This window comes from Hymenobacter qilianensis, assembly GCF_014489555.1.
Taxonomy (GTDB): Bacteria; Bacteroidota; Bacteroidia; order Cytophagales; family Hymenobacteraceae; genus Hymenobacter; species Hymenobacter qilianensis.
In genome coordinates, this window is record NZ_CP060784.1 from 2,902,804 (window position 1) to 2,915,293 (window position 12,490).

The following is a 12,490-nucleotide window of genomic DNA, read 5'->3' on the forward strand; positions in this document are numbered from 1 at the left end:
GTCCTTTTTTGTTTTAAAAATTACGGTTTCCAGTGCGTCCAGGCAGTATTCCGGTTGCCAGTAAAGCGCCTAAGCAACCTTATTGCCCTAGTTTCTATCTACCTTGACGAAGTTTGAACTATCCGCCCGATGCGCTCCTATCTACTTTTTGCTTTAGTCTTCTGCAAGGCTATCCTGTTCACTACAATTAGCGGGTATGCCGGTATCATTCGGGGCCGGGTGACGGATGCGCAGGGAACGGCGCTGGCCTATGCTAACGTAGCGGTGCGCACCACTGCCACCAGCACTGCCGCCAATGAGCAGGGTGATTATCAGCTAAAATTGCCCCCCGGTCGCTACGAACTGGTGTTTCAGTACGTGGGCTACAAACCACGCATCGAGGCGGTGAAAGTAGCCGGCGGCGACACGGTCACGGTGCTCAACGTGAGTCTGCAAACCGAAACCTACAACGTGGGCGAAGTGCTGGTGCGCTCCACCGACCGCGACCCAGCCTATGCCATGGTGCAGCACGCCATTCAGTGGCGGCGCTACCACCGCTCGGAAATAGCCGCGTTTTCGGCTCGTACGTACATCAAGGCCATCATCCGGCTTACGGATGTGCCGGGCAGGATTCTGGGCATTATCAAGACTGATCCTAGCCTGAAGCCGGGTGTAGTGTATTTGTCAGAATCAGTGTCGGAGCTGTCGTTTCGCCAGCCGGGCCAGATTCGGGAACGCATGATTTCCTCGCGGGTAAGCGGCAGCAGCAAAGGATTCAGCTTTAACCGGGCCTCGGGGCGCAGCTTCAATTTCTACGACAACCTCATTCAGTCGGGCTTTTCGGAGCGGGGCTTCGTGTCGCCCATTGCCCAGAATGCCATGCTGTTCTACCGCTACGAGCTGGTAGGCACCAGCACCCAGGACGGCCGACAAATCCACAAAATCCGCGTCACGCCGCGCCGCCGCAACGATCCGGCATTCACCGGCTTTATTTATCTGGTCGATGGCATCTGGCGCCTGCATAGCCTAGAGCTGAGCCTGAACCAGAACTCGGGTATCGAGTACGTGGAAAGCATTCGCATTGCCCAGCAGTTTGCGCCCGCGCCGGGACCGTCGGATGTGTGGGTGATGCAGTCGCAGAAGGTAAACCTGGTAGGGGAGGGCCTGGGGTTCAAAGGCAACGGCTCCTTCAACGCCATCCTGTCCAACTACCGTGTCACGTCCACTTACCCCAACCGTCCCGACGAAAAAGTAGTAGCCGCCGCGCCGGTTGCCCCCGAAGCAGCGCCCGCACCCGTGGGCCGCGAAACCGTAGCCGATGTTAAAAAGCAGCGCCCCGATCTGGGGGGCATTTCTCGCCAGGTGCGCAAGCAAACCAAGCTGGCCGACAAGCAACTGGAGCAACAAGCGCGCGAAGCGGGCATCGAGCCCCTGGCCAAAGGCGAAGTAATGCGCGTGGAGGAAGGCGCCAACGAGCGCGACTCCGCCTATTGGGCCCAGATCCGGCCCATTCCGCTCACCGACGAAGAAGCCCGCGACTACCAGGTGAAGGACAGCACGGAGGTTATTAAAAGGTCGCGGCCCTACCAGGATTCGCTGGACCGCAAGCGTAATGAGATAGAGCCGGCAGAAATACTCCTAACCGGCTATGAGTATTCTAACTCGTTTCGGCGGCGTACCGTGCGGCTGGAGCCCATCTTCAACACCTTGCAATACAGCACGGTAGAGGGAGTTATTGTGAATGCGCAAGCCACCTACACCCAGCGCTTCGAGGACCGCCGCAACTACTCCTTCACGCCCACGCTGCGCTATGGATTCGCGGCTAAGCTGTTCAGCCCCAGCTTGTCGGGCGGCTACACGTACAAGCCGCTGTCGTTTAGCCGCGTAGGTTTTATTGTGGGTCGCACCATCGAAAACTTCGACCCGGCCAGCCAGCTTACGCCTTTTATTAACACGCAGTACACGCTGCTGCGCAACACCAACTACGCCAAATACTACCAGCGCGACGGCGGCGAACTTAACTTCCGCACCGAGCTAGTCAACGGCCTGACGCTGCGTACTGCCCTCGGCTACGCCGACCGGCGCGAGCTGGAAAACGCCACTATAAAAACTATCGTGGACGTGCCCAGCCGCGCTTTCACGCCCAATGACCCGATAAACGAAGAATTGCCCAACGGCACCAGCTTCGGCCGAAACCAGTCGCTGACGGCTTATGCGGAGCTGCTCTGGCAGCCGGGGCAGCAGTACATCATCCGACCCACGGGCAAGTTTAACCTAGGCTCTAAGTACCCAACTTTTCGGCTGGGCTTGCGCCAGGGCTTCGGGGGCGTACTCGGCTCCGATGTGCGCTACTCACGTCTGGAGGGCGGCCTGCGCAAAACGCTGGAGCTGGGCCTCTTCGGCGAAAGCAACTTCGACGTGACCGTGGGGGGCTTTTTGGGCCGGCCCCAGCTTTCGTTTATGGACTACCGCCACTTTGCCGGCAACCAAACCATTTTCGCCGCCGACTTCAGCCAGTTCCAGCTCCTCGACTACTACAACTTCAGCACGCGCCGCAGCTACATTGAAGGCCACTACAATCATCATTTCAACGGCTTCTTCCTGAATAAGATACCGTTGCTGCGCCGCCTGAAGTGGCAGGAGGTAGCCTCGCTGAATTACCTGCGCACGCCCAATGTAGGCCATTACGTGGAGCTGGGCGCGGGCATCGAGCACATCTTCAAAATCTTCCGGGTAGATGTGTATACCGCTCTGCGCTCGGGGCAGAAGCTGGATACCGGTATTCGGATCGGGGCGGGTTTTTAGAGCCTTCATGTTAAAATAGCCAGTCATGCAGAGCGGCAGTGCGTGAGGTGGTCGTTGCAGTCCTATTTGTCATCCTGACCAAGGAAGGACCTTCTCACAGCAGCAAGAGTAGTTGCTCCACTGGTTGTTCATCGGTGAGAAGGTCCTTCCTTGGTCAGGATGACAGACGATTGTAGATAAATACCGTGTGTAATAACTGTAGCAACATCAGCACGCGAGATGCTTCGCTCCGCTCTGCATGACGTTCTGAAATTTGTAGCATGATCTATTCCCATTTTTCCTCTCGTGCTTAACTAGCTACACACGCCAACTCATCTTATCTTGACAAGAAAAAAGAGAAGATGAACCGAAGAGTATTTCTGCGTAATAGCAGCTTAGCTGGCGTCGCCCTTTCCACTCTCTCCCTCGACGCCTGCACTACCGATACTAAAACCGTCAAGACTGCCGCTGCCACCGCTGCTGATACCGACGACACCTTCGCCCTCAACGAAATCACGGTGACGGAGCTGCAGGAGAAAATGAAGGCGGGTCAGTATACCTCCCGCAGCATTACGGAGCTGTACCTGCGCCGCATTGCGGGCATGGACAAAAAAGGCCCCCAGCTGCGCTCCATCATTGAGCTAAACCCCGATGCGCTCAGCATTGCGGAAGAGATGGATAAAGAGCGCCGAGCCGGCAAAGTGCGCGGCCCCCTGCACGGTATTCCAGTGCTCATCAAGGACAATATCAACTCCGCCGACCAGATGCAAACCACCGCCGGCTCGTTGGCGCTGGCCGGCAACAAAGCCTCGCAGGACGCCTTTATTGTCAAGAAGCTGCGCGACGCTGGCGCAGTGCTGCTCGGCAAAACCAATCTGAGCGAGTGGGCCAACTTCCGCTCCACGCGCTCTACCAGCGGTTGGAGTAGTCGTGGGGGCAAACTAAGAACGCCTACATCCTCGACCGCACGCCCAGCGGGTCCAGTTCCGGCTCGGGCACGGCCGTGGCTGCCAACTTTTGCGCCATGGCCATCGGTACCGAAACGGATGGCTCTATTGTGTCGCCAGCTTCGTGCAATGGGCTGGTCGGCTTCAAACCGACGGTAGGCTTGGTGAGCCGCACCGGCATCATTCCCATCTCCGCCACCCAGGACACCGCCGGACCTATGACCCGCACCGTTCGCGACGCGGCCATCCTGCTCTCCGCCCTCGCCGGCCCCGATGATGCAGACCCGGTTACCCAAGGAAGTGCCGGAAAAACATCACCTGACTACACCAAATTCCTGTTTCCACAGGCGCTGGGGGGCAAAATTATCGGCGTGGAGAAGTCGCACCTGGAAGGTAACTCCGATGCTATTCCGCTGTTCAAAAAAGCCATTGAAGTGCTTAAATCACAGGGTGCTACCATTGTAGAAGTGGACGTGCTCAAACAGATCAATCCACTGGGCGAAGCTGAGTACGATGTGCTGCTCTATGAGTTCAAGGACGGCGTAAACAAGTATCTGGCTACGGCCAATGCCAAGGTGAAAACTCTGGCCGACGTTATTGCCTTCAACAAGCAAAACGAGCCGAAAGCCATGCCCTTTTTCAAGCAGGAAATTTTAGAAGCCTCCGAGAAGCTCGGCGACCTGAGCACTCCCAAATACCTGGAAGCCCGCCGCAAATCGTACGCCGGCGCCCGCCAGATTCTCAGCTCTACGCTGCGCAACAATAGGCTGGCCGCCATCATCGGCATCACCAACAGTCCGGCCCCCGCCATCGACCTGATCAACGGCGACTCCTGGCCCGGCCCCGGTTTCTCCTCACCCGCCGCTATGGCTGGCTATCCGCACATTACGGTGCCCATGGGCCAGGCGCACGGCCTGCCGGTGGGCTTGTCCTTCGTCGGGCCGGCGTACGGGGAGGCGGGGTTATTGAGCCTGGCCTATGCCTACGAGCAAGCCTCGAAGCAGCGCAAGGCACCGGAGTTTCGGGGCCTTTTGTGGGGTAGATTCACTGATAGACTAGGTCCTAGCAGATTAAGACTGGTGCAATTATAGCTTGACCTACTTGTATTCTTCTGTCGGTTTGCACAGGCATGTAAGTAGGTCAAGTCAATTAATGTGCGTGTTTTAATATGTGCTTTTTAACAAATTAATGAAGCTATGAAACGGTCATATAGGCTATTAATACTTTGTGTCTTTTTATTGTACGGCTGTACCAAGGCTGATCCTGAGCCAGAATTTACATTACCACCTATTTCAGCAGTTGGTGCCAATACACTTGGTTTTGAAGTGGATGGTCGCGTATGGGTGAATTATGGACAGCGCTGCTTTCTTTTATCGGGGTGTTTTGATAATAAAATACAAGTGGATTACGGAAGCTGTAATGGAGTGCGTTGCTTATATATATGGACTGGATATACTGTTAGGGGGACACGGGATGAAGGATTTAGCTTGCGCATTGATACGGTACGTGGGCCTGGTATATATACAGCTGGTACGCGACCTGTTAATTTGCCTCCCAGCACCATTATTTATACACCCAATGGCTTAACTTTTAGTGATGAGTTAAATTCCATTGAATACGTTAGTCTAACTCAAAATTCCACACGTATTGTCTTAACTAAATTGGATACTGTTAATCATATTATATCAGGCACTTTCGAGGGACGTTTGAGTAATAGCCTTAAACCCAATAACTATGTTACCATTACCAATGGGCGATTCAATGTCACTTATACTGACTAGACTATAAGTGACAAGGGCCTCAGATTACACTTTCTCCTTCACCAACAACTTGATACATCGTACCTTTGCAGCTTCATAGCAAAGTAGGATGATTTCCATTAACGACTTAGACTTCCATTTTGGCTCGCGTACGCTCTACGACAAGGCCAGTCTCCACATAAAGCCCAAAGACAAAATCGGCCTGATTGGGCTGAATGGTACGGGCAAATCCACGCTGCTGCGCATTCTGGTGGGCGAGTACAAGCCCGACGGTGGTAGCATTCAGATGGGTAAAGAAGTGTCGTTGGGCTTCCTGAATCAGGATTTGCTCAGCTACGATACCCACGAGAGCATCCTCAACGTGGCCATGCAGGCCTTTGAGGAAGCCCTGAACGTGCAGAAGAAGATTGACCAGATTCTGGTTGAGTTTGAGAATAACTACCACGACGACCTCGTGCAGAAGCTCGCCGATTTGCAGGAGCGCTTCGAGGCCCTCGGCGGCTACACCATGCAGGCAGAGGCCGAAGAGATTCTGGAAGGTCTGGGCTTCACGACGGAGGAGCTACAGCGTCCGCTCAAAACCTTCAGCGGCGGCTGGCGGATGCGGGTAATGCTGGCCAAAATTCTGCTCCAGAAACCCTCGCTGCTCCTGCTCGACGAGCCAACGAACCACTTGGACCTTCCCAGTATCAAGTGGATCGAGAACTACCTGGCCGACTACGAGGGCGCCGTTATTATCGTATCGCACGACCGCGAGTTCCTTGACCGCACCAGCAACACGACGGTGGAAGTGACGGGGGGCAAATTGGTGCAATACGCCGGTAACTACTCTTATTACTTAGAGGAAAAGGAAGAGCGTAACGCCATTCAGAAAGGCGCATTTGAGAACCAGCAGGCCCAAATCAGGCAGGCAGAGAAGTTTATTGAGCGCTTTAAAGCCAAAGCCTCCAAGGCCAAGCAGGCGCAAAGCCGCGTGAAGATGCTCGACAAGCTGGAACGCATCGACGACGTAGCCAACGACGCGGCCCGCGTGAACATCAAGTTCAACTTCACGGTGCAGCCCGGCCGCCACATTCTGCGCATGGAGCACGTGGGCAAGAAGTACGGCGACAAACTCATCTTCCGCGACACCAACCTGCACATCGAGCGCGGCGACAAAATCGCGCTCGTCGGGGCTAATGGTAAGGGCAAATCTACGCTGATGCGCCTGGTAGCGGGGCAGGAGGCGCCTTCTAACGGCAACCACCAGCTCGGCCACAACGTGATTATGTCGTTCTACGCCCAGCATCAGCTGGAAAGCCTGAACGTGAACAACGAGATTTTGCAAGAGATGAACGAGGCCGGCTCCAAGCGCAACGAGATGGAATTGCGCTCCGTGCTGGGTTCCTTCCTTTTCACCGGCGAGCAGGTATACAAGAAGATCAAGGTGCTATCGGGGGCGAAAAAAGCCGCGTGGCCCTGGCCAAAACGCTTATCTCGGAAGCCAACTTCCTCCTGCTTGACGAGCCGACCAACCACCTGGACATGCAGTCAGTGAACATCCTGATTCAGGCCCTGGAGCAGTACGAAGGCACCTACATCGTCATCAGCCACGACCGCTTCTTCGTGGAGAATGTGGCCAACAAGATCTGGTTTATCGAGGATTACCAGCTCAAGGAATACCCCGGCACCTACTCCGAGTTTGAGCAGTGGCAGGAAGACCGCGACAAAGCCGCCAAGAAAGCTGCCCTAATTGCCCCCGCGCCCTCCGCTAAAGCAACCTCCAACCAAAAGTCAGCACCTGCTAAAGCCGAGCCGGCCAAACCAACCAGCAACGGCAGCGCCAAAAGTAGCCGGGAACTACAGGAAGTAGAAAGCCGCATTACCACCCTTGAAAAGGAGCTGGCTCAGTACGAAGCCCAGCTCGCTGACCCCGACATTTACAGCAACGCCGCCCAACTAAAAGACGCCACGCTGAAATTTGAGCAAGTGCAGAAAGAACTGACCGCCCAAACTAAGCGCTGGGAAGAACTAGTGTGAGGAAATATAAAGTAGCCTCTTGGATATGCAAAAAGCCCCCAGAAATATTTCTGGGGGGCTTTTTCTTTCGGCTACACCGGATTGCAATTCAGAATTTTCGAAGAAGAAAAATTTAATGCTAATACTAATTGAGTCATAAATCCTCCATTATTTTAAATGCCACCAACTTCCCGTTTAATTGACAAAATACGTCTGATGTCAACGAATGTCAAGATGAATAGCAAACTATTGCTGAATGTCATTGTAAACCAAATTATTTGTATCTCTTTGCCTGTGAAGCCGTATCCAAATAGGGTTATTATTAAAACATAAAATCCAAATAGTGAAAAGGATTCTATCAATGTATTAATTGAAAGACCCAAGTATAATTTCTTGCAAAGTTTTGGGTTCGTGTGTCGTATTATATTGAACATCAGAAGAATGGCAAATGTAAAAAGGAAAGCACTTTCAACTCTAAATTCTTCTACGTGGTAATAGTCAACAACTAAGTTAATAATCGTGAGAGCTGACACCAGGATTGAAAGTATCTCGAACTTCCTCAAGTTTGAATATTTATAGTTCGTTTTTGATGTCAGCACATTACCGCTAACATTTGAATTTCGCAAGTAATGGCAAACCAAGGTTGATTTGATTTTTACTTAGTTCTCGATTGCCTCAATCCCAAGTTGCTTCAGTCGCTCCAAGTTCTGCTGCATGGCGTTGAGTTGCTCGGGGGAGTGCCTTGCCAAGCCGGCACCTCACCTGCGACCCAAAGCGGATGCCGAGAGCGGTAGGATCTTCTTGGTTTTATTGATATCAATCGAGATGAAGCGTGTTGTAGTCATTAATATGTATTTTTTCAACAGCTATATTTTTTGTTTTTGCATTCGCTTGGAAATCATCTATCAGTTCAAGTACATCATGGGCAACAGCCTTTGATTTTCCAAAATCAATAATCACTTTTGAATTTTCAGGTATTGCATTCAATGTTTTTAGAACATTCGCTTTATTGAAAAAAGATACTTCCTCAGCCAGTACAAGATGATGCACTTCGCGTCCGTCTTCCGTTGTTGCCACATCCTTCATGTGGTGGGAGTTACGATAGCTATGCCTAAGGGTATAGAAGAGGCCGAATAAAAGACCTATAGTGATACCTTTCAGCAGATCTGTAAGTAGGATAGCTACTACCGTAGCGGTAAACGGTACAAACTGCTCCCAACCGAATTTGTACATCTGTTTGAAGAGAGCCGGTTTGGCCAGTTTATAGCCTACCATTAATAAAATGGCGGCTAAACTTGCGAGCGGTATCATGTTCATTATTTCTGCAATTGTTATAGCAGAAATCAGGATGAATACCCCATGCAGTATGGCTGACATTTTTGTTTTCGCTCCGAAGTTAATATTGGCAGAGCTGCGCACGATCACTTGAGTAATCGGCAGTCCCCCAATTAAGCCAGATACCATATTTCCGAGCCCCTGGGCTTTTAATTCCCTGTTGGTTGGTGTAACCCTCTTATAAGGGTCAAGTTTATCGGTTGCCTCTGCGCAAAGCAGAGTTTCGAGGCTGGCCACAATAGCTAATACAATTGCTACTTTATAAACTTCCAGATTTGTTATCTGCGAAAAATCAGGAAAAGTAAACTGGCTAAAAAACTCATTTAAATTACCTGCCACAGGTAGTTGTACTAGTTGATCCTTTTCAAGGGAAAAATTAAGAGTTCCTGACTGGTACAAGTAATTCATTGCAATGCCTATAATAACCACTACTATAGGCCCTTGTATCAGTTGGAATATTTTATGTTTCTTGCTGAGCACCGAATCCCATAATATAAGTATCGCTAACGATATTGCCGAAATCAATACGGCGCCGGGTGTAACATGCTGCAAAGCGTTGGTCAGGGCAGAAAATGAGTTTTCTCCTCCCGTAGTAGACATAAATGCTAAATCGCCTTCTGCATCTTTGTCATACCCTAAGGCGTGGGGTATTTGCTTGATAATTATCAGCAATCCGATGCCTGTGAGCATGCCCTTAATAACAGAGGATGGAAAGTAGTAGGCTATAAAGCCGGCTCTGGCAAACCCCATTATTAGCTGAAAAACGCCGGAAATGACAACAGCTAATAAAAACGTGTTCCACGACCCTAGTGAAGCAATAGCGTTCAAAACTACAACCGCAAGCCCGGCAGCAGGGCCGCTAACACCGAGAGCTGAACCACTTGCCACCCCCACAACAATACCACCGACGATGCCGGCAATGATACCTGCAAATAAAGGTGCGCCGGAGGCAAGCGCAATGCCGAGACATAACGGAACGGCTACAAAGAAAACCACAATACTGGCGGGCAGGTCGCTCTTTAATTCTTTGAACATGCTTTTTGATTCCATTTTTTTGCTGTTTTTCGTTTTTTAATACTTCAACTAGTGTTACGTGTTGTCGGTCCGCAATAATTATTTCGTGCTCATAAAATTGATGATAACAGTGCATCAAATGATATACTGCGACCCCAATATTAATTGGATGTTTTAGCTATGTGAAGCGACAAATTAATTATCACCTTTCTACTCAATCCTCAATTGCCTCAATCCCAAGTTGCTTCAGTTGCTCCAGGTTCTCACGCATGGCGTCAAGCTGCTCGGGGGAGTGCCCCTGCCACTCCAGCACCTCACCCACGACCCGAAGCGGATGCCGAGAGCGGTAGGACTTGGTTGGATTGCCAGGAAACTTCTTGTCCGTCAAATTAGGGTCATCTTCAATCGGGCCGGTTGGCTCTACTATATAAATTCGGCCGCGTCCTTCGCCCACGGCAAGTTCCGCGCCCCAAATAGCCGCATCCAAGGTGGCGGTCAGGTAGACATAGGCTGCCTGCTTCCGCTTACCGTAGTTTGAATTAAAGCCGGCTTCGATCAGGTCTCCCGGCTTCAGATTGGCCTTCGTGCCATGATAAAACGGCTGTGAACTCAGGTTGTGGGTAGACTCCATCAGCTTCCTATTTAGTACACACTATCTTAATTCGTACTCTACTTCTTGGCCGTCTAAATTGGCAACTTTTATAAAGTTAATTTTTTCGAGAAGCTTAATTGCTCCCAGATTATGTTGACTTGTGCTCGCCCAAATACGCTTTAGTCCGATTGTATGTAGGCCAAATTGAATGGCTAATACCATGGCCGAAGTCATGTAGCCTTGTCCACGATAGTGAGGCAACAAAACACAGCCAAGCTCGCCCTCACCTTTATCAAACCCCCGATAGTAACCACAAGTCCCTACAATTTTATTAGTTGTTTTATGCGCAATACCCCAATGAATTGAATTGCCGTCAACATAATCCTTGTCGATTTTAGCTTGCATTTCTGTCGCCTCTTGCACCGTTATGGCCTGAACAGAGTCATAAAATGAAATCTCAACAAGGTCTTTAATATCCGCTGGCATAATTTCCCTTAGCGAAATATTATCGCCCGCAATAGTTGGAAAAACGGTGTATGGAGGGAGGTTCATTTCAATTAAGCGACCGATAGAACGAGGGTAGCGCGAACCGAAGGACAGCAGAGCCAATCTTCTGCTTCGCGTATCGTTGAACAATGACATCTGGGGGGCTTTTATTATCGTTATTTAGCTAAATTCTTTAACTAAGCAACGGCACGCGAAGCGGAAGCTTAATACTACATTCGCTTATGCGTCGATACCTCTCTCTTCTTATCCTTGCCACTGCTTGCGTGCCGCTGGGTACGCCTATCACCGACCCCAACGCCGCTCGCTCGCCCGGTCAGCAGCGGCCCCCGGAGTACTACGCCGACAAAACCCTGCGCTATCAGGACTTCATCTATAATCCCGATGTAAAGTCGGTGCAGTGCTACGTGGCCACGGGACAGCCCACGGAGGTGTTTCAGCCGCCCGTAGCGCCTTTGCAAGGGCAGGCTTTCACCCTAGAGTTTGACTTGCTGGGCAGTAAGTCGGAGCGGCTGACGGCCAAGCTCGTGCACTGCGATGTGGACTGGAAGCCCTCCGTGCTGACGGATATGCAGTTTTTGAACGAGATAAACGAGTTTCTCTTCACCGATTACCGTACCGGCGTAGGTACCAAAGTGCCTTACTACCATTACCGTTTGCGCGTGCCGCCGGTCAAAATTAGCGGCAATTACCTGCTGGTGGTGCAAAGCGCCGGCCGGGTTCCGCTGCTCACCCGGCGGCTAATGGTGTACCAGAACGACGTGGAAGTAGATCTGCGCCAGGGCATTCCGGTGGCAGGGGAGGAGCGCTACACCTTGCAGCAGGTAGACTTCGCCATTCGCTATGGGGCCATGAATCTGGTGAATCCGGCGCAGGAGGTAAAGGTGATTCTGCGGCAGAATTTTCGCTGGGATAACGCCAAAATCAACCTGCGGCCCACCTTCGTGCGCGATGCGGAGCGCCTGCTTCAGTACCAGTATTTCAACTTCGAAAATGCCTTCCCTGGCCTCAGTGAGTTTCGCTTTTTTGATACCCGCTCCTTGCGCGTGCTGGGCCAGGGCATGGCCAAACTGGACCCCGAAGCAAACCCGCGCGCCGTGCTGCTTACCCTGGAAGGAACCCGAAACGGCCAGGGCTACACGCAGTACGAGGACATCAACGGCCAGCGAGTGTTCGAAAACCGCGAGTTCGGCAACGGCGATTCCAACGCCGACTACGCCAACGTTACGTTCGAGCTAAAGGCAGAGCAACCCGCCGCGGGACCCGTTTATATCATTGGCGCCCTCACCGACTGGCAGTTCAAGGACGAGTTCAAGCTTACGTACGACGCTGAAAACCAGATTTACAGCACCACCGCTTTGTTGAAGCAAGGCTACTACAACTATTACTACGCCACCCAAACGCCCCAGGGCCCGAACAGCGTAGTATGGGAAGGCAGCCACCAGGAAACCGAAAACCAGTATGATCTGCTGGTTTACTACCGCCCGCCCGGCACCCGCGCCGATTTGCTAATCGGCTACCAGACGATAACCGCAAACGGCCGGCGACCCTAAGCAAGGCACTTGAGTTGTCAGAGT

General features: G+C 51.8%; 7 protein-coding genes and 2 pseudogenes. 6 read left to right on the plus strand and 3 right to left on the minus strand.

Annotated features, from left to right (window positions below; translation table 11 throughout):
• The first annotated feature begins 129 nt into the window (after positions 1 to 129).
• From H9L05_RS13395 to H9L05_RS13410, 5 genes and pseudogenes are all read left to right on the plus strand, one after another.
• A complete protein-coding gene (locus tag H9L05_RS13395; RefSeq protein WP_187731400.1) occupies positions 130 to 2,784 on the plus strand; it encodes a DUF5686 and carboxypeptidase regulatory-like domain-containing protein in 2,655 nt (884 codons plus the stop codon).
• Between the two features lie 581 nt (positions 2,785 to 3,365).
• Positions 3,366 to 3,617, plus strand: a pseudogene (locus H9L05_RS26205) (amidase family protein); the annotation flags it as partial.
• Positions 3,618 to 3,718: 101 nt separating this feature from the next.
• The gene (locus H9L05_RS26210; RefSeq protein ID WP_317175188.1) at positions 3,719 to 4,801 is read left to right on the plus strand and encodes an amidase family protein; all 1,083 of its coding nucleotides are present in this window, start codon (positions 3,719 to 3,721) and stop codon (positions 4,799 to 4,801) included.
• A gap of 147 nt (positions 4,802 to 4,948) precedes the next feature.
• Positions 4,949 to 5,491 carry a hypothetical protein gene (locus H9L05_RS13405; RefSeq protein WP_187731401.1) on the plus strand — a complete coding sequence of 181 codons (543 nt, stop codon included), beginning with the start codon at positions 4,949 to 4,951 and terminating at the stop codon, positions 5,489 to 5,491.
• Positions 5,492 to 5,579: 88 nt separating this feature from the next.
• A pseudogene (locus H9L05_RS13410) lies at positions 5,580 to 7,489 on the plus strand (ABC-F family ATP-binding cassette domain-containing protein).
• A gap of 795 nt (positions 7,490 to 8,284) precedes the next feature.
• Here H9L05_RS13410 and H9L05_RS13415 read toward each other — a convergent pair.
• From H9L05_RS13415 to H9L05_RS13425, 3 genes are all read right to left on the minus strand, one after another.
• Entirely contained in the window at positions 8,285 to 9,853 is a 1,569-nt protein-coding gene (locus tag H9L05_RS13415; protein WP_187731402.1) for a SulP family inorganic anion transporter, read from the minus strand.
• Positions 9,854 to 10,031: 178 nt separating this feature from the next.
• Positions 10,032 to 10,448 carry an NAD(+)--rifampin ADP-ribosyltransferase gene (gene arr, locus H9L05_RS13420; RefSeq protein ID WP_187731403.1) on the minus strand — a complete coding sequence of 139 codons (417 nt, stop codon included), beginning with the start codon at positions 10,446 to 10,448 and terminating at the stop codon, positions 10,032 to 10,034.
• Positions 10,449 to 10,469: 21 nt separating this feature from the next.
• The gene (locus H9L05_RS13425) at positions 10,470 to 11,051 is read right to left on the minus strand and encodes a GNAT family N-acetyltransferase (protein ID WP_223284425.1); all 582 of its coding nucleotides are present in this window, start codon (positions 11,049 to 11,051) and stop codon (positions 10,470 to 10,472) included.
• Positions 11,052 to 11,137: 86 nt separating this feature from the next.
• On the opposite strand from H9L05_RS13425, the gene H9L05_RS13430 reads away from it, so the two are divergent.
• Positions 11,138 to 12,466 carry a type IX secretion system plug protein gene (locus H9L05_RS13430; protein WP_187731404.1) on the plus strand — a complete coding sequence of 443 codons (1,329 nt, stop codon included), beginning with the start codon at positions 11,138 to 11,140 and terminating at the stop codon, positions 12,464 to 12,466.
• Positions 12,467 to 12,490: the final 24 nt, after the last annotated feature.

What these genes read in the sequence shown, in the direction of transcription:
- H9L05_RS13395 (WP_187731400.1), top strand. Translation starts at nt 130, where the DNA reads ATGCGCTCCTATCTACTTTTTGCTTTAGTCTTCTGCAAGGCTATCCTG.
- arr (WP_187731403.1), bottom strand. Translation starts at nt 10,448, where the DNA reads ATGGAGTCTACCCACAACCTGAGTTCACAGCCGTTTTATCATGGCACG.
- H9L05_RS13430 (WP_187731404.1), top strand. Translation starts at nt 11,138, where the DNA reads ATGCGTCGATACCTCTCTCTTCTTATCCTTGCCACTGCTTGCGTGCCG.
- H9L05_RS13425 (WP_223284425.1), bottom strand. Translation starts at nt 11,051, where the DNA reads ATGTCATTGTTCAACGATACGCGAAGCAGAAGATTGGCTCTGCTGTCC.
- H9L05_RS13415 (WP_187731402.1), bottom strand. Translation starts at nt 9,853, where the DNA reads ATGGAATCAAAAAGCATGTTCAAAGAATTAAAGAGCGACCTGCCCGCC.